The organism is Devosia sp. P2_G7 (genome assembly GCF_056403495.1).
The window spans coordinates 101,795-118,623 of record NZ_JBFUFI010000012.1; the positions used below are offsets into that span (position 1 = coordinate 101,795).

Consider the following 16,829-nt stretch of genomic DNA (forward strand, 5'->3'; position numbering starts at 1 on the left):
GGACCATGACCGAGATCACCGACGACTACATGCGCGAGATGCTGGCCAAATCGCACGCCTACAGCGTGCTGGTCCTGAAGAAGGGGCCGAACTATCAGGCGGACGGCGACCGCAGCATCGTCTGGGAGCACGCCCGCCGAAACTTCGCCATGCGCGCCGCCGGGCAGCTCGCCATCGTCGTGCCGCTGGCGAGTGAGACGGACATGGCCGGCCTGGGGCTGTTCACCACCAGCATCGAGGAGACGCAGGCGCTGATGGCCGACGATCCCGCGGTGAAGGCCGGCTGGCTGACCTTCGAGGTGTATTCGGGGCGGAGTTTCCCGGGCGACAGCCTGCCGGGCTAGAAGCGCAGCGCCGTTTTCTGCTGGCCATCCGCATCGAAGTTCGCCGGGTCAAGCCAGCGGTCGAACTCGGCCTTGCGGGCCGGCCACTCGGTGTCGATCATCGAGAACCAGGCGGTGTCGCGGTTCTCGCCCTTCATGATCATGTGCTGGCGGAACAGGCCTTCGTAGGTGAAGCCGAAGCGCAGGGCGGCGCGCTTCGAAGGCTCGTTCCGGTCGTTGCATTTCCACTCGAAGCGGCGATAGCCGAGCTCTTCGAAGATGTGGCGGGCCGTGACGTAGAGGGCCTCCGTCGAGACACGTGTCCGCGCGATCCGGGGACCCCAGTAGACGCCGCCGAACTCGATGACGGCGTGCTCCGGCACGATCCCCATCAGCGCGAAGCGCCCCTCGGCACGGCCGGTCGCCTTGTCAATGACGGCGAAATAGATCCGCTCCGACGAGCCGGCGAGGCTTTCGATCCAGCTGGACGCCCCCGCCGCATCGACCGGCGGATGTTGCGACAGATACTCGAACCGGTCGGGCACGGTCGCCTCGAACAGGTCGGCGGCATGGCGCACGTCTATCGGCTCTAGCCGCGCGTAGCGGCCATCGAGCACGATCGGCTGGGGTAGAGCGGCAGGCTTTGGAGCACTCATGCGCGGCCCTTCCAGATGGCGTCGAGACCTTCGCGGTAGGTCGGATAGAGGAGATCGGCGCCCAGCGCTTCGAGCACCCGCTTCGACGAGACGCGCTTGTTGTCAGAGTAAAAGCTCCGCGCCATCGGCGTCATCTCGGCGGTCTCGTATGGGACTTCGGCCGGTGGCTCGATGCCCATAACGTGGGCGGCGTAGGTGACGAGATCCTGCGGCGGGGCGGGCTCGGTATCGGCGAGGTTGAAGGTACCATCGAGGTCGCTCAGTGCAGCGCGTGCGGTGATGCGGCCGATGTCGGCGACGTGGATGCGGTTGAACACCTGGCCCCGCTTGACGATGCGCCGCGCGGTCCCCTCACGCAGCTTGTCGAAGGCCGACCGGCCGGGGCCATAGATGCCGGCCAGCCGCTCGATGAACAGCGGCACGCCGCGCTCTTTGGCGTAGGCGCGCCAGGCCTCCTCGGCCTCGACGCGCTGCTTCGAGCGGACGTTCTGCGGCCGGGTCGGCGCGTCCTCGTCGATCCATTCGCCGCCGAAATCGCCATAGACGCCGACGGTGGAGAAATAGCCGATCCACTCGAGGTTGGGTGCCGCATCGAGATCGGCGCGGTGGAGGTTCAGCGCCGGATCGCCGCGCTCGTCGGGCGGGATCGACAGAATGACGTGCGTCGCCTGGCGGAGATCTTCGCTGAGCGTCGTGCCGGGCACTTCGCCGTCGAACACGTGGATGCGATAGGCCGAGTCGGCCATCGACTCGGCGGCTTCGGTGCTGCGCGTCGTGCCGGCGACCGGGATTGCGGGGTCAGCCAGCAGGTGCAATGCCCGCGCCGTCGCGCGCGACGAATAACCCATGCCAAAAAAGAACAGGCGCATTCTCTAGAACTCTAATTCGCACGCGCCGGCTGGACGACCGCGCTCCACTCTGCCTGAACGGTGGTGTCGCCTTCATCGGGCAAAAACGCAAGCGCCAGAGCATCCGCGCGCTCTTTCGCCACAAGCCGGCGCACCGCCCACACGGCCGCGCCACGGATCAGCGGCTCGGGATCGGCAAGGCGGGCTTCGGCCAGCGGGATGAGTATGGGGTCGCCAGAATTGCCGACCGCGATGAGCACGTTGCGCAGGAACCGCGCGTGGCCGATGCGCTTGACGGGGGAGCCGGCGAACAGGGCGCGGAAGCCGGGATCGTCGAGTTGCACCAGGTCCGCGAGCGCGGGGGATTTGAGCTCGTCGCGGGCGCGGAGCTTCATCTCATGCGTCTCGGAGGCGAACTTGTTCCATGGACAGACGGCGAGGCAATCGTCGCAGCCATAGATGCGGTTGCCCATCGGGGCGCGGAATTCGAGCGGAATCGGGCCGGGATGCTCGATGTTGAGGTAGCTGAGGCAGCGGCGCGCATCGAGCTGGAACGGAGCGGGGAAGGCATTGGTGGGGCAGACATCGAGGCAGCGACGGCAATTGCCGCAGCTTTCGGGATGCGGTTCGTCGGCGGGGAGTTCAGCGCTGGTGAAGATGGCGCCGAGGAACAGCCACGAGCCGTACTCGCGGCTGACCAGCACCGTGTGCTTGCCCTGCCAGCCGATGCCCGCTGCCTCGCCGAGCGGCTTCTCCATCACCGGTGCCGTATCGACGAACACCTTCACCTCGGCTCCGGTGCGCCGGCTCAGCAGCCCCGCCAGTTCCTTGAGCTTGCCCTTGATGATGTCGTGGTAGTCGCGGTTGCGGGCGTAGACGGAGATATTGCCCAGCGAATGGTGCTTGAGGTCGGCCATCGGGTCGGTATCCGGCCCGTAGTTCATCCCCAGCATCACCACCGACCGCGCCTCGGGCCACAACGCTTCCGGCGCGCCGCGGCGTTCGGCAGTCTCGGCCATCCACGCCATCTCGCCGTGCCACTCGCGGGCGAGGGCGGTGTCGAGCTTTTGCCGCAGGTCCGGCCGCGCATCGGCACGCGCCACGCCGAACGCATCGAAGCCCAGGGCCTTGGCGCGGTCGCGGAGTTCGGCGAGGAGGTTTTCGTCTGTCACGCCGCGCGGTGTAGCACAGTCAGAGGCAGCGTCAGAAATCCAAGTCCGCATATCCCGCCGCCGCCGGCATGCCGGCCACACGGTCGTTAAGCAGAGTACGGAAGGCCGGACGGGACTTGATGCGGGCGTACCATTGCCGGGTTTCTGTCGAGGTGTCCCACTGTACGTCGCCCAGATAGTCGAGGCTGGAGAGGTGGGCGGCCAGCGCGAAATCGGCGAGGGTCATGGTGTCGCCGGCGATCCAGTGGCGGGTGGCGAACAGCCAGTTGAAGTAGTGCAGATGCTCGGCGAGGTTGGCCTTCGCGACGCGCAGCACGCCCGGCTCGGGCGTCATGCCGCGCTGGTCGCGTTTGACGATCTTTTCCTCAAGCACGTAGCGGGTCACTTCGTCGTTGAGCTTGACCAGCACCCATTCGAGCAGCCGCCACATCTCGTTGCGTAGCGCCGGCTGTGAGGGGAACAGCCCCGCGACCGCAGTCGGCGCGTAGCGCTCCTCGATGGCGTGGACCACTGCGAGTGTCCCCACCACCGGCGGCTCGCCGTTCTCGGCGAGGATCGGCACGGTTGCCGCGGGGTTGAGCTCGAGCAGCGCGGGCTCGCGTGTCCACGGCTTGATGTCCTCTAGGTCGATGCCGACGCCGTATTCGGCGAACATCAGCCGGGCGAGGCGGGAGGAGGGGTCGAGCCTGTGCTGGAGCAACCTTGGCATGCGGGAAAAGGGTCCTTGCCGATCCTTGGCGGGGCCGGGCAAATCGGGCTAGATGCCGCCCGCGCCGCCCCGCCGGGTGGGATGAGTTAGGGGATCAGATGAACGCCGATCAAGGTCTTTTTGTGCCGCTGATCCTAGGGATTATCGAGGGCCTTACCGAATTCCTACCGGTCTCATCGACCGCCCACATCCTGCTCGCCGGACACTTCCTCGGCTTCCAGAGTCCGGGGCGGGTGTTCGAGGTGCTGATCCAGCTCGGCGCGATCCTCGCGATCGTCGTGGTGTATTTCCAGCGCCTGCTGCAGATCGCCAAGGACGCAATCGCCCGGAAACCCGGGGCTCTGCGCTTTATCCTCGGCGTTATCCTAGCCTCGTTCCCGGCGGCGATTGCCGGCGTGCTGCTGCACGATTTCATCAAGACGGTGATCTACGAGACGCCGGTGGTGTTCTGTGTTTCGCTGATCGTCGGCGGCATCGTGCTGCTCTATGTCGACCAGCTGAAGCTGACGCCGAAGTACACAGATATCTACAACTACCCGCCGCTGCTCTGCCTCTATATCGGGCTGTTCCAGATGCTGGCGCTGATCCCGGGCGTCTCGCGCTCCGGCTCGACCATCGTCGGCGCGCTGCTGCTCGGCACCGACAAGCGCTCGGCGGCCGAGTTCACCTTCTTCATCGCCATGCCGATCATGGGCGGGGCATTTCTCTATGATCTCTACAAGAGCCGCGAGTTCATTACTGCCGAACTCGGCGCCGCGGTGATCATCGGCTTTGCCGCGGCCTTCATCGTTGCGTTCTTCGTGGTGCGGTATCTGCTCGACTATATCTCGCGGCACGGCTTCGCGATCTTCGCCTACTGGCGGATCTTCGTCGGCGCCATCGGGCTGTGGGGCATCCTGCTGTTCGGCTAAGCCGACATCGCCGCCTTGAACGCCCTGACCACTGCCGGATCGGTACGCCGGCGCGTTTCGGCGGCAAAACCTAGCCGTACCGCCGGAGCGCTGGATGCCGGGCCCGGCGAAGCGCAGGAGCCGTGGACTTCGTCGACCGGGACGGCCGCCAGCAGCGCGCCGACATTGGCGGGCGTGAGGCCCGAGCCCGCCATGATGTGGATGCGGCCACGGGCGGTGGCGTGGGCGATGGCGATGTTGTCGATGCCGTCGAGCGCCACGTGCACGCCGCCGGAGGTGAGGATGCGCTCGAACTTCAGCGATATGGCGGCTTCAGTCGCCTCGGCGAAATCGGGCACGAGGTCGATGGCGCGGTGCAGCGTGGAGCCGAGGCCGTCCGCCTGGTCCATCAGCCGCGCCAGCACCTTGAGATCGAGTTCACCATTCGGGCGCGAGGCGCCGAGCACCACGCCGGCGAGACCCGCGGCTCGGATGGCGTTGATGTCCGCTAGCATGGCGTCGACATCGGCATCGTCGCAGACGAAATCGCCGCTGCGCGGGCGGACGATGGCGTAGACCGGGATCGGCGCGTCGGCGGCGAGCCGCATCAGGCCGGGGGACGGCGTGAGCCCGCCCAGTTCGAGGGCAGAGCAGAGCTCGATCCGGTCGCCGCCACCGGCCACAGCTGCGATCAGGCTTTGCGGATCGGCGACACAGACTTCGAGCAGGCGGGCGCTCACGAGGCGTTCTCCGTGAAACCGAGGATGGCGGCACCGACGAGGCCGGGCTCTACCGTGAGTCGCGAGGGCACCACCAGCGGTTCGCTGAGCCGGCGCAGGATGCGCTGGCGCACTGCGGTGTCGAGAAGCGCGATGAACTCCGGCACCTTGCCGAGCCCACCACCCACCGGGACGATGCCGGCGCCGACCACGTTGATCACCAGCGCTAGCGGACCGGCGAGCAAATCGACCTGCACCTCGATGGTGCGAGCGGCATTGGCGTCGCCGGTGCGCCAGGCTTCGACGATTGCGGTGCTCGGGAGCTCGATGCCGTGGAGGTGCTTGTGCAGGCGCTCCATGCCGCGCGCCGCGCCGATCGTGTCGACGCAGCCGATCTGGCCGCAACCGCAGGGGAAACGCGGGATGTCGACCGGCGGGTTGCCCGCCGAGGTGGCGGCCACCGGGCCGTGCCCCCATTCGCCGGCAAAGCCACCCGCACCGTTGACGATGCGTCCATCGATGACGATGCCGCCGCCGACTCCGGTACCGAGGATGGCGCCGAAGACGATGCGGTGGCCGCGGCCGGCGCCTTCGATGGCTTCGGCCAGCGCGAAGCAATCGGCGTCATTGGCGACGAACACCGGGCGGCCGAGCTGCTCGCTGAGTTCGGCTGCGAACCGCCGGCCATCGATGCAGGGGATGTTGGCGCAGGTGATGACACCATCGGCCGGATCGACCACGCCGGTGATCGAAATTGCCACCGGCGCATCGGTCGGCGCCCCCGAACTGTTGGCGACGCCGCGGATCGCGGTGGCGAAGGCGCCGAAGTCGTCGAGCGGTGTCGGCACGCGGCCGAGCGGCGTCAACTCGGACGGACTGGTAGCGACGGCGCCCTTGATGCCGGAGCCGCCAATATCGAAGCAGATAATCATCGGGGTTGAGTGCTTTCTAAGGAGCAGGCATCTACCTTCGTAGTACCCGGCCGACTCGGCCAGCGTGAAAGGTGCGATGACGCGCAATGGTTGAACAGAGCCGCCAGGCGAACCCTACAATCGACGATGTCGCAGCGCTGGCGGGTGTATCGCGCGCTGTCGCCTCGCGCGCCCTGTCGACCGAGAAGCGCCCGGTCTCCGCGGAAAAGCGCGAGCGGGTGCTGCAGGCGGCGGCCGAACTCGGCTACCGGGTGAACCTCCTGGCGCAGAGCCTCACCACCAAGACGGTCAACCTGATCGCGGTGGTGGTCAATCACATCCACGATCTCTCCGATCTCGACCTGTTCGACCTGTTGCTGGCCGAGACCCAGGCCATCGGCAAGCAGGTGATCCTCATTCGCGTCGGCTCGGTCGACAAGGTCGAGGAGTTCCTGCGCCAGGGCGTCGCCTATCACGTCGACGCGGCGCTGGTGTTTTCCGATTTCGCCGATGCCGAGACGGTGCGGAAGATGTTCCGCTCCGACCAGGTGGTGATGCTCAACGGCCGCCACGACAAGCTGTCGCCAGCTATCATCCCCGATGAAGCGGTCGGCATCGAGCAGGCCATCGCGGACGCGGCCCGCAATCGGGTGAAGACCGCGGCGCTGGTCACCGGCCGTGCCTCCTCGCTGGTCGAACAGGCGCGCATCGCGTCCTATCTCACGGCGTTCCAGAAGCATGGCATCGAACTCGTGCAGACCGTCCAGGGCGATTATTCCTATCAGAGCGGGCACGCGGCGGCGCCCGCGGTGGTTGGCTTCGAGTGCCCCGATGCAGTGTTCTGCACCTCCGACGCCATGGCGATGGGCATTCTCGATGTCTGCCGCGAGGACTTCCCCGGCAACCGCCCGACCCGCTTCCGGCTCTACGGCTTCGACAACCTGTCGCTGACCGATTTCGATGCCTACCCGATCTCGTCCATCGGCTACGACAAGGCCGATTACGTGCGCCAGATGGTGCGGTTTCTCGCCGACCCCACCGCGTTCGTTCCGGGCCAGCCGCCGGTGCTGATCCCAACGCGGTTCGTGCCGCGAAAGACGAGCTGAAAACAGTTCCGGGCCGCCTTGGGGGACGGCCCGGCAGTCGGCTTGGACGGCGGCGAAGGGAGATGGCGCCGCCCTAGCGCGTTCTTACCAGAGTGCGATCAGCTCGGGCGGGTTGGCGGTCTCGCCCCACCACTTCTTGTAGTTGGCCGAATACGCGCCCGACTGGATGTAATCGGACACGAACATGTCGAGCCAGCGCACGAACTCCGGATCGCCCTTGGCGACGGCGATACCGATCGGGTCGTTCGAGTAGAGGCCCGGCAGCGTCACGAGGGTGGGGTTCTTGGTGGCGAGGTAGTCGAGGAGCGAGCTGTCTTCGATTGCGGCGTCGACGCGCTTCTGCTGCAACTGCAGCACGCCATCGGGCGCGAACTGGTCGACATAGACCAGCTCGGCGGTCGGCACGGCGGTCTTGATGAAGGTCTCGCCAGTCGTGCCGCGGCCGACGACGACCTTCTTGCCGGCGAGGCCGGCGAGGTCGGTGATGCCCGAGTCGGCCTGGACGATCACGCGGAGGCCGGCGCGGTTGTAGGGGATCGTGAAGTTCACCGACTTGGCCCGCTCGAGCGTCGCCGAAGTGTTGGCGACGACGATGTCGAGCTGGCCCGAGACCAGCATCGAGATGCGCGCGTCACCCGACACGTCGGTGAACTCCACCGGCACGCCGAGCTTGGCGGCGATCATGTTGGCGACATCGACGTCGTAGCCGACCGGGTTGTTCTGGTCGTCGCGGAAGCCGATCGGCTCGCCGCCGAGCGACACGCCGATGCGCACGACGTTGCGGCCGCGGATGTCGTCGATCATGCCGGCGAAGGCCGGGACAGCCGTGGTGGCGACGAGCGCCAGCGCGGCAATGGTCGTGAGAATACGCTTCATGGGTTTGGTCCTCTCCTTGATCAGATAGTCTTCGCTGCGCGGAGTTCTGCTTCCGGCATCGAGTCGTCCCAGAGCCAGTAGCGGATCTCGCCCTGGCACCTGAAATTGAACACCTCGTGGTTCCCCTTGGCGTCGACGGCATGGATCACCACGCCGCCGAGGAACCCTTCGGTCAATTCGTTGAGCTCGTCCACCGCGAGCTTGACGGCGTCGCTGAGCGAGTAGCCGAGCTTCATGGCGAGGACGATCGTGCGGCTAGTGGAGCAGCGCATCGTCATTTCGCCCGTATGCGTGCAGGCCGCAGCGCCGTAGCGGCTGTCGGCATAGTAGCCGGCGCCGGGAATCGGGCTGTCGCCGAGCCGGCCTGGGTATTTCCAGGCCCAGCCGGAGGTTGAGGTGGCGGCATGGATGCCGCGCGTCGGGTCGGCGCTGAGATAGACGGTGGTGTCGCGCACCCGCTCCGGATCGGTGATGGTCTTCAGCAGCGGGGCGAGCGGCGTGTCCGGGAAGGCCGCCTTCTGCTCGGGCGTCATTTCCTTCTCGAGCCGCTCCCACCAGACGCGCTTCGAGTCCTCGAGCAGCACGTCGTCGACCGAGAAACCGGTTTCAGTGGCAAAGCGGCGCGCTCCGTCGCCGGTCAGCATCACGTGCGGCAGCTTCTTCATCACCTCGTGCGCGAGACGCGCCACCGGGATGGTGTCGGGTACGGCGCCGACGCTGCCGACCTCACGGGTGGTGCCGTCCATGACCGCGGCATCGCACTCCATCACGCCGAGCATATTGGGCCAGCCGCCATGGCCGACGCTGCGCACCTTGGTCTCGGCTTCGACCTTCGAGATGCCGGCGACCATGGCGGTCAAGCTATCGGCGCCCGATCGCAGCATATCGACCGTCGTCGGGATGCCGGGCCAGCCTTCCGCATTGGCGATGAACAACATGGTGGTCAGTCTTTCCGCATCTTGGAGAGAAATTGCGCGACTCGCGGCTGAGCGAGGCCGCCATCGGCTGCAAAGAATTGTTTGGTCGGCAGGTCGACCAGCAGCACGCCCTTCTCGAGGAAGACGACGCGGTTGGATATCTGCCGGGCAAATTCGATTTCGTGGGTGACGAACACCATGGTGGTGCCCTCGGCCGCGAGCTTGGCGAGGATGTCGAGCACTTCCGAGGTCATCTCGGGATCGAGCGCGCTGGTGACCTCGTCGAGCAGCAGGTAGCGCGGTTTCATCGCGAGGGCGCGGCAGATGCCGACGCGCTGGCGCTGTCCGCCGGACAGTTGCGCCGGGTAGGCATCGGCCCGATCGCCCAGCCCCACCGAGGCGAGCAACGCGCGACCCTCAGCCTCGGCTTCCGCCTTGTCGCGCTTCAGCACCTCGATCGGCGCCAGCGTGATGTTCTGCAGCGCCGTCATGTGCGGGTAGAGGTTGAACAGCTGGAACACAGTGCCGGAGCGCTTCCGTGCCTCGGCCAGTTCCTTCGGTTTGCTTACATCGAAATCATCGACGGTGATCTTGCCTTCATTGAGCTTTTCGAGCCCGTTGATGCAGCGGATCAGCGTCGACTTGCCCGAACCCGACGATCCCAAGATGGAGACCACCTCGCCGGGATTGACCGTGAGGTTCACCCCATCGAGGACTACCGCCGGGCCAAAGGCCTTCTTGACGTTTTCGACTTTCAGCATGCTAGAGGCCCCGGAAGGCGCTGTGCGCCCGCAGACGTTTTTCGGCCCAGGCGCCCAGCGAGGCGACCGCCTTGGCGGCGAGGTAGTAGAGGATGCCAACGGCCGTCCACACGATGAACGGCTTCAGCGTCCTCAGGTTGAGCGTGGCGCCGATCTTGGCGAGATCGAGCACGCCGATGACCGAGATCAGCGAGGTGACCTGCAACTGGTTCACCAGCAAAGCCGTCAGCGGCCCGATCGAGAACGCGGCGGCCTGCGGCGCAATGACGTGGCGCAGCACCTGCCAGCGCGACAGGCCGAAGACCCGCGCTGCCTCGATCTGGTCGCGGCCGATGGATTCGATCGAGGACACGGCAATGACGTAGACGAAGGCCGCAGTGTTGGCCGAAAGCGTCACGATCGCGGCCTGTACCGGCGTCACGTTGACGTGAAAGAACGCCGGAAAGCCGAAGAACACCAGGAACAGCTGTACCAGCACCGGTGAGTTCTTGAGGATCTCGGAGACGAAGGTGATGACCTGCATCAGCACCGGCACGCGATAGAAGCGAACCACGCCCCACAACACGCCGATGATCACGCCGATCAGCGAAGTGATGAGGAACAGCCCGACAGTGACCCCGAGGCCCTGCAGCAGCAGCACGATGTCGTAGGGGGTGAACTCGGCGAAACGCATCAGCTCACCTGTTCCTGCAGGTCACGGTTGAGACGGCGGTGCAGCAGCGTGATGCCGATTGAAACGAGGTAGGTCAGCGCCGCATAGACGACCAGCAGCACGACATAGACCTCGAACGGCCGGAAGGTGTCCGAGGCCACGATCTTCGCCTGCCCGGTGAGCTCGTTCAGCGTGATGGTCGACAGGATCGAGGAGGTGAGGATCATGTTGATAAGCACCGAACCGAGCGGCCGCACCGAGGTGCGCAGCGCGATCGGCAGCACGATGCGGGTGAAGGTCACGCGCTTACTCAGCCCGCTGACCTCGGCCGCTTCGAGGATGCCGTTGTCGATGGCGAGAATGCCGGCCCGGATCGCGTCCGACGCATAGGCGCCGCCGGCAATCGAGAGCGCGACGACGCCGGTGGTGAAGGCGTCGATGTAGATGCCGATCTCGGGCAGGCCGTAATAGAAGAAGAACAGCTGCACGATGAACGGGATATTGCGGAACAGGTCGACGTAAAGGAACGCAAGCCGGCTGATCCACTTGCTCGACGAGGTGCGCGCAATGGCCACCAGCATGCCGAGGATGACGCTGCCGATCAGCGCCAGGGCACAGGCCTCAAGCGTCAGCAGAGCGCCTTCGGCCAGGAAGCCGAGATGTGGAACGAGAATGGTGAGATCGAGCCGCACGCGCCCTCCGCCGTGTGAAACCGGTTTCACTTTATGTCACGGTTTGGCAATGTCAAGCAGCGTCACAGACCTATCCGACGCAGCCTTCAAAATTTGGTACGGAAACGAACACACGCCGCCGTGAACGGCATTGGGCCATGAGTGTGACCCCCTTGCACTCGACAATCACGGCCAGTTCTTGCTGGGTAACACACTGATATTTGTCACCCTCTTCGCGAGACCTGCCTTGACCACCCGTCGCCTATTCATGATCGGGAGCGCCGCCCTTGCGCTCAGTGCCTGTTCTTCCACCGGCAAGTCCGGCCTCCGCGATGGGGTGACCATAATCCAGGTCGACGAGCCCTGGGCCAGCTACTACGCGATGAAGACCGACGAGCCGTTCCCGGTGCCTGCCATCGACCTGCGCAAGATCCCGCAGCAGTACTGGCGCCAGGAAGTGGACTATGCCGGTCCGGAGAGGCCGGGCACCATCGTCGTCAACACCACCCAGCGCTTCCTCTACCTGGTGGAGCCGGGCGGGCGCGCCATGCGCTACGGCGTCGGCGTCGGGCGCGAAGAAGGCCTGAATTTCCGTGGCAGCGCGGTGATCTCGCGCAAGGCTGAATGGCCGCGCTGGACCCCCACCGCCAACATGATCAAGACCCAGCCGGAGAAATACGGAGACATGGCCGCCGGCCTCGAGCCCGGCCTCAGGAACCCGCTCGGTCCGCGCGCCCTCTACCTCTACCGCAACGGCAAGGACACGCATTTCCGCCTGCATGGCACGCTCGAGCCCTATACGATCGGCCAGTCCGTCTCGTCGGGCTGCATTCGCCTGATCAACCAGGACATCATCGACCTCTACAGCCGCGTTCCCACCGGCACCCGGGTGGTCGTCACCGGCTGACCTGCCCATCGGCGCAGGTGCGTGAGGGGCGGGGTGACAAATCCCGTTCCGCTCATCATTATGGCCGTCCCGGAATCAGCGGTGGGGATATCCGTGGCAGCAAGGGCCAATATCGATGCCTGGTTCGAGCGTATCGGCTTTGCCGGCTCGATCGCTCCCTCGCTGGAGACGCTGGGCCAGCTCATCCAGCTGCATGTTGCGGCTATCCCGTTCGAGAACCTCGATCCGCTGGTGGGCGCGCCCGTTCGGCTCGATCTCACCAACCTGCAGCAGAAGCTGCTGTTCGACCGTCGCGGGGGTTATTGCCTCGAGCACAACCTGTTGCTCAAGGCGATGCTCGAGGAACTCGATTTCGAGGTCAGCGCCTTTGCCGCCCGCGTCCTGCTCGGCCGGGCCGAGGGCGAGGAGCGGCCGCTGAGCCACCTGGTGCTGGTGGTCAACGTGGCGGGCGTGCCCTACCTGGTGGACGCCGGTTTCGGCAGTCTCACGCCGACAGTGCCGCTGCGCTTGAGGGCTGATGTCGAACAGGCCACGCCGTTCGAGACCTACCGGCTGACCGGCGGCAATCCTGCCTGGCAGTTGGAGGCGCAGACCGGGGAAAACTGGATGCCGGTCTACGAATTCGCCCCGATCGACGCCTCGCCCGCAGAAATCACCGCCATGAACGATCGCGCGTCCGACGATACGCGAATGCGCACCATGCTGATGGCGGCGCGAGCCGACAAGGCGCAGCGGGTCACCATAAGCGACCTGTCGCTGACGACCCGGCTCACCGACGGAACCAGCGAAACGCGACAACTCGGCAGCGTCGCCGAGTTGCGCGATGCGCTCACGGGCAGTTTCGGCATAGCGCTTCCTGGCGACGAACGGCTTGACCAGGCGCTCGCGAAGATCGTGGCCGGCGGGACCGCCTGATGGCGCCGGTCATTGTCGACCCGGAAAAGGTCCGCGAGTTCAAGGACGAGCAGGCGTTCTACGACTGGCTGTCGAAGCACCACGACACCTGGGACGAACTCTGGATCAAGATCCACAAGGTCGACTCGGGGCTGCCCTCGATCACTGCCAAAGAGGCGATCGACGTGGTGTTGTGCTGGGGCTGGATCGATGCCGTGCGCAAGGGTTTTGATGACCGGAGCTTCCTGCAGCGCTACACGCGCCGCGGCAGGAAGAGCATCTGGAGCAAGATCAACGTCGACAACGTCGCCCGGCTGGTGAAGTCCGGTCGCATGACCGAGCATGGCCTGAAGCATGTCGAGGCCGCCAAGGCCGACGGCCGCTGGGACAAGGCCTACGGCGCCGGCAAGGACCTGAAGATACCCGACGACCTGCAGGCGGCGATCGACGCCGAGCCGGCGGCCAGGGAAATGCTCGGCAAGCTCAGCGAGCAGAACCGCTTCGCCATCGCCTTCCGCACCCACAACATGAAAACCGAGGCCGGTCGCAAGAAGAAGATCGAGAGCTTTGTCGACATGCTCAAGCGCGGCGAGACCATCTACCCGCAGGGCAAGCGGAAGTGACGCTGTGGGTGGCGTTCCTCCGCGCCGTCAATGTCGGCAAGCGCCAGATGAAGATGGCCGAGCTGAAGGCGCTCTGCGAGGAACTCGGCTACGCCAACGTCAAGACCATCCTCGCCAGCGGCAACGTGCGCTTCGAATGTGCGCATGACCCGAAGGCAGAGCTGGAAGCCGCGATCGAGAAGCGCTGGGGCTGGTTCAGCGAGGCGGTGATGCGGTCGGGCGACGAGATCGAGGCGATGCTGGCGTCGAAGCCGTTCGCCGCCTACCCGGAAGAAGGCCACTTCCATCGCTACGTCATGCTGTTCGACAAGCCGCTGCCGACAGGCGCGACGTACACCGGCATCCCCGACAACTACGACGTCGTGCGTGCCGACGCGCGCGACATCTACCTCGTCGGCTACCGCCAGCCGGACGGGCGGCACGGGCCGGGGCTGGACAAGTTCGACCGGCAGTTGGAGAAGGGCGCAATCGCGACCATGCGCAACTGGAACACCATCCCCAAGGTCCTCAATTGATCACTGTCCTCGGCTCCACCAACCTTGATCTCATCGGCACCGTCAGCCGCATCCCCAAGCCGGGCGAGACCGTGCCGGGCAACGAGTTCTCGATGGCCGCCGGCGGCAAGGGCGCCAACCAGGCGCTGGCGGCGCGACGTGCCGGGGCCGAAGTCCGCATGTTCGCCGCGGCAGGTTCCGACAGTTTTGCGGACGAAGCCCTCAAACTTCTGCGCGCCGACGGCGTCGATCTGAGCCACGTGCGCATCGTCGACGGCGCTACCGGCATCGCCATGATCTTCGTCGATGAGGCCGGCGAAAACGTCATCGCCATCCTCCCCGGCGCCAACGGCACGATGAGCCGCGCCGACGCGGACGCGGCGCTCGCGGGCCTCGGCATCGGCTCGGTGCTGATGCTGCAGCAGGAGATCCCACAGGCGGCGACCGAGCGGGCGCTGGAACTGGCCAAGGCGCAGGGCGTCGTCTCGATCCTCAACACCGCGCCGTTCTTGAAGACCACTAAGGCAGTGGCCGAGCAGGCCTCGATCGTCATCGCCAACGAGACCGAGTTCGAGCTGCTGACCGGCGCCGGCATGGACAAGCTCGATGCGGCGATGACCGACTGGGCCAAATCGCAGAACCAGACGGTGATCGTGACGCTTGGGCCGGACGGCGCACGGGCCGCGACGCCGACCGGCAGTTTTGCGGTGCCGGCGATGAAGGTCGACCCGGTCGATACGGTCGGGGCAGGGGACACGTTCTGCGGCTACTTGGCCGCTGGCCTGGATCGTGGGCTGGATCTCGAGGCCGCCATGCGCCGGGCGGCGGTGGCCGCGAGCCTTGCCGTGCTGAAGCCGGGGGCGCAGCCGGCGGTGCCGTATCTGAGGGACGTCGAAGCGGCGCTGAAGTAGTCAGTCCCGCCGAACCTGCGCCTCATAGGCCCGTAACATCGGCTCGAGGTGATCCTCGAACAGCAGGCCCGGCCGCTCTTCCAGGGCCATGGGATATGCCGCCTCTGCCGCCAGCGAGATGCCGAGAAAGGCGATGATCCCTTCCGCTGTGCCGGGCGCGGCGAAGCGGTATTGGTTAGTTTCGAGGCGCGACAGGAGCGTCTTTTTCGCGGCGATCATCTTTTCCGTGACGCCGATGCCGTTGCTCATCGAGGTCGCGAGCTTGATGTAGTCGTGCTGCGGCGTGCCAAGGTGATGGACGCTCCCCGCAGTGCGCCATAGCTGCATCAACAGTTCGAGATCGGTCATGTTGGTGAGCTCGAGATCGTAGCGCGCGTCGCAGCGGCGGCGGTCCCAGACGATCATCGAATCCATCGACAAGTTGACGAACTTGTAGGCGCCGGGTGTCAGCACCCGATCCGGCCCGTCGCCGACCAGGCGCAGCCGGTTGTAGGCCTGGTCCATTACGTCGAGCGCCGATGCGACGATCGGCTGTTCAGCCAGCGCCGCGACCGCCAGTTCGAGCTTGCGCGGCTTCATCCGGTCGTCGGCGTCAAGGATTGCCACGTAAGGCGTCTGGATGCGGTCGAGCGCCAGGTTGCGGGCCCGCGAGGCACCGGCGCCGACGCGGCCGGAACTGAGGAAATGGAAGCGTTTGTCGACGAGGCCGGCGCGGCCGAGCAGTTCTTCGTAGTCCTCGCCGTCATCGGTAACGATCCAGGCTTCCCAATCGGCATGGGTCTGCGCGAGCACGCTGCGCACCGCTTCTTCGATAAGGGTTTCGGCCTTGTAGGCGGGGATCACCACCGCCACAGTACTGTCCGTCAAAGCCCAGGCTCCCCGCCGCTCGCGGTCTTGATTGAGAAAGTCCCGAGACCCATATCACGGGCATGGAACGGTGCCACTGAAACTAGGGCCGCTCCACACCGTTGCTTGGAACAAGGACGATCCGGATGTCGCGCGTCTCCATGTTTTCGGCGCCGTTTCTGCTCGGCTTCGATGCCTTCGAAGAACGCATCGATCGGATGAGCAAAGCCGCCGATGGCTACCCGCCCTACAATATCGAGCGTTCGCTCGATGCGGAGGGCGCGGAGAGCTTTCTGATCTCCATCGCTGTCGCGGGGTTCGGTTTATCCGATCTCGAGGTGACGGTGGAAGACAATCAACTGCTGGTCAGAGGCCGACAGAAGGACGACGCCAGCCGGGAATACCTGCATCGCGGCATTGCCGCACGGCAGTTCCAGCGAAACTTCCTCCTCGCCGACGGCATGGTGGTCAAAGACGCGATTTTGAGGAACGGCATGCTGATGATCGCAGTTGTTCGTCCAAGAGCCGAAAAAATCGCCCGCCGTATCGAGATCCGTTCTGCCTAAGAAAGGGGAACACGCATGCAAGAGAACAGAGAACAGCAGCTAGATAACCCCCTGCGGAACCTGACCCCGGCCCAGTTCATGGCGCTCGGCGGCAATGCAGTGGTCTACGTCAAGCACGTCAAGGGCGCGGATATGGGTCCGATCCTGCCCGACAGTGAATTCAGCGAAGAGTCCGATTTCCATATCGTGGTCTCCGCCGACGGCTCGCCGTTGATGGTGGGCGACAGCGAGGAAGCCGTGGAAGAGTGGCTCAGCGACAAGTCGTTCGGGATCGTGACGCTGCACTGACGCGCTTGAGACGATAGCCCTTCTCCCTTGTGGGAGAAGGTGCCCGAAGGCGGATGAGGGGTATCTCTCCGCGCACTCCAGTCGTTCGT

General features: G+C 65.5%; 22 protein-coding genes. 10 read left to right on the top strand and 12 right to left on the bottom strand.

All coding sequences use genetic code 11. The features are described from left to right. Positions 1 to 5: 5 nt before the first annotated feature. The gene (locus tag AC1DWU_RS18550) at positions 6 to 344 is read left to right on the top strand and encodes a YciI family protein (RefSeq protein WP_477151488.1); all 339 of its coding nucleotides are present in this window, start codon (positions 6 to 8) and stop codon (positions 342 to 344) included. Here the strand turns inward: AC1DWU_RS18550 and AC1DWU_RS18555 are convergent. The 4 genes from AC1DWU_RS18555 to AC1DWU_RS18570 are packed head-to-tail and all read right to left on the bottom strand — an operon-like array spanning position 341 to position 3,708. After that, positions 341 to 979, bottom strand: a complete 639-nt coding sequence (locus tag AC1DWU_RS18555) for a GNAT family N-acetyltransferase (RefSeq protein ID WP_477151489.1) — start codon at positions 977 to 979, stop codon at positions 341 to 343. The genes AC1DWU_RS18550 and AC1DWU_RS18555 overlap by 4 nt on opposite strands. Further along, the gene (locus tag AC1DWU_RS18560) at positions 976 to 1,848 is read right to left on the bottom strand and encodes an NAD-dependent epimerase/dehydratase family protein (protein ID WP_477151490.1); all 873 of its coding nucleotides are present in this window, start codon (positions 1,846 to 1,848) and stop codon (positions 976 to 978) included. Before AC1DWU_RS18560 ends, AC1DWU_RS18555 begins: the two co-directional genes overlap by 4 nt. Before the next feature lie 11 nt (positions 1,849 to 1,859). Then, on the bottom strand, positions 1,860 to 3,050 hold the full coding sequence (gene queG / locus AC1DWU_RS18565) for a tRNA epoxyqueuosine(34) reductase QueG (RefSeq protein ID WP_477151491.1): 1,191 nt from the start codon (positions 3,048 to 3,050) through the stop codon (positions 1,860 to 1,862). Further along, the gene (locus AC1DWU_RS18570; RefSeq protein WP_477151492.1) at positions 3,031 to 3,708 is read right to left on the bottom strand and encodes a glutathione S-transferase family protein; all 678 of its coding nucleotides are present in this window, start codon (positions 3,706 to 3,708) and stop codon (positions 3,031 to 3,033) included. The genes queG and AC1DWU_RS18570 overlap by 20 nt, the downstream gene beginning before the upstream one ends. Positions 3,709 to 3,806: 98 nt before the next feature. On the opposite strand from AC1DWU_RS18570, the gene AC1DWU_RS18575 reads away from it, so the two are divergent. Further along, the gene (locus tag AC1DWU_RS18575; protein WP_477151493.1) at positions 3,807 to 4,619 is read left to right on the top strand and encodes an undecaprenyl-diphosphate phosphatase; all 813 of its coding nucleotides are present in this window, start codon (positions 3,807 to 3,809) and stop codon (positions 4,617 to 4,619) included. Here the strand turns inward: AC1DWU_RS18575 and AC1DWU_RS18580 are convergent. Together AC1DWU_RS18580 and AC1DWU_RS18585 are read right to left on the bottom strand one after the other, a co-directional pair. After that, a complete protein-coding gene (locus AC1DWU_RS18580; RefSeq protein WP_477151494.1) occupies positions 4,616 to 5,338 on the bottom strand; it encodes a copper homeostasis protein CutC in 723 nt (240 codons plus the stop codon). The genes AC1DWU_RS18575 and AC1DWU_RS18580 overlap by 4 nt on opposite strands. Next, entirely contained in the window at positions 5,335 to 6,249 is a 915-nt protein-coding gene (locus AC1DWU_RS18585) for an ROK family protein (RefSeq protein ID WP_477151495.1), read from the bottom strand. The genes AC1DWU_RS18580 and AC1DWU_RS18585 overlap by 4 nt, the downstream gene beginning before the upstream one ends. Before the next feature lie 86 nt (positions 6,250 to 6,335). Here AC1DWU_RS18585 and AC1DWU_RS18590 point away from each other — a divergent pair, with 86 nt between their 5' ends. Beyond that, positions 6,336 to 7,334 (top strand): LacI family DNA-binding transcriptional regulator, encoded by a 999-nt coding sequence (locus tag AC1DWU_RS18590; protein ID WP_477151496.1) that lies wholly within the window; start codon positions 6,336 to 6,338, stop codon positions 7,332 to 7,334. Between the two features lie 84 nt (positions 7,335 to 7,418). Here AC1DWU_RS18590 and AC1DWU_RS18595 read toward each other — a convergent pair whose 3' ends face one another. From AC1DWU_RS18595 to AC1DWU_RS18615, 5 genes are read right to left on the bottom strand one after another with little or no spacing between them, the layout of a single operon-like run. Beyond that, on the bottom strand, positions 7,419 to 8,210 hold the full coding sequence (locus AC1DWU_RS18595; protein ID WP_477151497.1) for a transporter substrate-binding domain-containing protein: 792 nt from the start codon (positions 8,208 to 8,210) through the stop codon (positions 7,419 to 7,421). A 20-nt stretch (positions 8,211 to 8,230) separates the two neighbouring features. Beyond that, positions 8,231 to 9,148: an isoaspartyl peptidase/L-asparaginase gene (locus tag AC1DWU_RS18600; protein ID WP_477151498.1), complete on the bottom strand. Its 918-nt coding sequence runs from the start codon at positions 9,146 to 9,148 to the stop codon at positions 8,231 to 8,233. Positions 9,149 to 9,153: 5 nt separating this feature from the next. Beyond that, a complete protein-coding gene (locus AC1DWU_RS18605; RefSeq protein ID WP_477151499.1) occupies positions 9,154 to 9,888 on the bottom strand; it encodes an amino acid ABC transporter ATP-binding protein in 735 nt (244 codons plus the stop codon). 1 nt (position 9,889) lies between these two features. Continuing rightward, complete coding sequence (locus AC1DWU_RS18610) at positions 9,890 to 10,561, bottom strand: amino acid ABC transporter permease (protein ID WP_477151500.1); 672 nt, start codon at positions 10,559 to 10,561, stop codon at positions 9,890 to 9,892. After that, positions 10,561 to 11,232 (bottom strand): amino acid ABC transporter permease, encoded by a 672-nt coding sequence (locus AC1DWU_RS18615; RefSeq protein WP_477151501.1) that lies wholly within the window; start codon positions 11,230 to 11,232, stop codon positions 10,561 to 10,563. Before AC1DWU_RS18615 ends, AC1DWU_RS18610 begins: the two co-directional genes overlap by 1 nt. Before the next feature lie 226 nt (positions 11,233 to 11,458). Between AC1DWU_RS18615 and AC1DWU_RS18620 the strand changes: the two genes are divergently transcribed. The 5 genes from AC1DWU_RS18620 (at position 11,459) to AC1DWU_RS18640 (ending at position 15,040) form a co-directional block, all read left to right on the top strand. Further along, a complete protein-coding gene (locus tag AC1DWU_RS18620; protein WP_477151502.1) occupies positions 11,459 to 12,118 on the top strand; it encodes a L,D-transpeptidase in 660 nt (219 codons plus the stop codon). Positions 12,119 to 12,211: 93 nt separating this feature from the next. Next, the gene (locus AC1DWU_RS18625; protein WP_477151503.1) at positions 12,212 to 13,033 is read left to right on the top strand and encodes an arylamine N-acetyltransferase family protein; all 822 of its coding nucleotides are present in this window, start codon (positions 12,212 to 12,214) and stop codon (positions 13,031 to 13,033) included. After that, positions 13,033 to 13,635, top strand: a complete 603-nt coding sequence (locus AC1DWU_RS18630) for a YdeI/OmpD-associated family protein (protein ID WP_477151504.1) — start codon at positions 13,033 to 13,035, stop codon at positions 13,633 to 13,635. The genes AC1DWU_RS18625 and AC1DWU_RS18630 overlap by 1 nt, the downstream gene beginning before the upstream one ends. Then, complete coding sequence (locus AC1DWU_RS18635) at positions 13,632 to 14,150, top strand: DUF1697 domain-containing protein (protein ID WP_477151505.1); 519 nt, start codon at positions 13,632 to 13,634, stop codon at positions 14,148 to 14,150. The genes AC1DWU_RS18630 and AC1DWU_RS18635 overlap by 4 nt, the downstream gene beginning before the upstream one ends. After that, a complete protein-coding gene (locus AC1DWU_RS18640) occupies positions 14,147 to 15,040 on the top strand; it encodes a ribokinase (RefSeq protein ID WP_477151506.1) in 894 nt (297 codons plus the stop codon). The genes AC1DWU_RS18635 and AC1DWU_RS18640 overlap by 4 nt, the downstream gene beginning before the upstream one ends. On the opposite strand, the gene AC1DWU_RS18645 is transcribed toward AC1DWU_RS18640, so the two are convergent. Continuing rightward, positions 15,041 to 15,907, bottom strand: a complete 867-nt coding sequence (locus AC1DWU_RS18645; protein ID WP_477151507.1) for a glycosyltransferase family 2 protein — start codon at positions 15,905 to 15,907, stop codon at positions 15,041 to 15,043. A gap of 125 nt (positions 15,908 to 16,032) precedes the next feature. On the opposite strand from AC1DWU_RS18645, the gene AC1DWU_RS18650 reads away from it, so the two are divergent. After that, positions 16,033 to 16,452, top strand: a complete 420-nt coding sequence (locus tag AC1DWU_RS18650) for an Hsp20 family protein (RefSeq protein WP_477151508.1) — start codon at positions 16,033 to 16,035, stop codon at positions 16,450 to 16,452. Positions 16,453 to 16,467: 15 nt separating this feature from the next. Then, positions 16,468 to 16,740, top strand: coding sequence for a DUF1150 family protein (locus AC1DWU_RS18655; RefSeq protein WP_477151509.1), 273 nt, complete (start codon positions 16,468 to 16,470; stop codon positions 16,738 to 16,740). The last annotated feature ends 89 nt before the right edge of the window (positions 16,741 to 16,829 follow it).

What these genes read in the sequence shown, in the direction of transcription:
- AC1DWU_RS18605 (WP_477151499.1), bottom strand. Translation starts at nt 9,888, where the DNA reads ATGCTGAAAGTCGAAAACGTCAAGAAGGCCTTTGGCCCGGCGGTAGTC.
- AC1DWU_RS18570 (WP_477151492.1), bottom strand. Translation starts at nt 3,708, where the DNA reads ATGCCAAGGTTGCTCCAGCACAGGCTCGACCCCTCCTCCCGCCTCGCC.
- AC1DWU_RS18590 (WP_477151496.1), top strand. Translation starts at nt 6,336, where the DNA reads ATGGTTGAACAGAGCCGCCAGGCGAACCCTACAATCGACGATGTCGCA.
- AC1DWU_RS18585 (WP_477151495.1), bottom strand. Translation starts at nt 6,249, where the DNA reads ATGATTATCTGCTTCGATATTGGCGGCTCCGGCATCAAGGGCGCCGTC.
- AC1DWU_RS18575 (WP_477151493.1), top strand. Translation starts at nt 3,807, where the DNA reads ATGAACGCCGATCAAGGTCTTTTTGTGCCGCTGATCCTAGGGATTATC.
- AC1DWU_RS18600 (WP_477151498.1), bottom strand. Translation starts at nt 9,148, where the DNA reads ATGTTGTTCATCGCCAATGCGGAAGGCTGGCCCGGCATCCCGACGACG.
- AC1DWU_RS18555 (WP_477151489.1), bottom strand. Translation starts at nt 979, where the DNA reads ATGAGTGCTCCAAAGCCTGCCGCTCTACCCCAGCCGATCGTGCTCGAT.
- AC1DWU_RS18655 (WP_477151509.1), top strand. Translation starts at nt 16,468, where the DNA reads ATGCAAGAGAACAGAGAACAGCAGCTAGATAACCCCCTGCGGAACCTG.
- queG (WP_477151491.1), bottom strand. Translation starts at nt 3,050, where the DNA reads ATGCGGACTTGGATTTCTGACGCTGCCTCTGACTGTGCTACACCGCGC.
- AC1DWU_RS18650 (WP_477151508.1), top strand. Translation starts at nt 16,033, where the DNA reads ATGTCGCGCGTCTCCATGTTTTCGGCGCCGTTTCTGCTCGGCTTCGAT.
- AC1DWU_RS18595 (WP_477151497.1), bottom strand. Translation starts at nt 8,210, where the DNA reads ATGAAGCGTATTCTCACGACCATTGCCGCGCTGGCGCTCGTCGCCACC.
- AC1DWU_RS18630 (WP_477151504.1), top strand. Translation starts at nt 13,033, where the DNA reads ATGGCGCCGGTCATTGTCGACCCGGAAAAGGTCCGCGAGTTCAAGGAC.
- AC1DWU_RS18610 (WP_477151500.1), bottom strand. Translation starts at nt 10,561, where the DNA reads ATGCGTTTCGCCGAGTTCACCCCCTACGACATCGTGCTGCTGCTGCAG.
- AC1DWU_RS18550 (WP_477151488.1), top strand. Translation starts at nt 6, where the DNA reads ATGACCGAGATCACCGACGACTACATGCGCGAGATGCTGGCCAAATCG.
- AC1DWU_RS18560 (WP_477151490.1), bottom strand. Translation starts at nt 1,848, where the DNA reads ATGCGCCTGTTCTTTTTTGGCATGGGTTATTCGTCGCGCGCGACGGCG.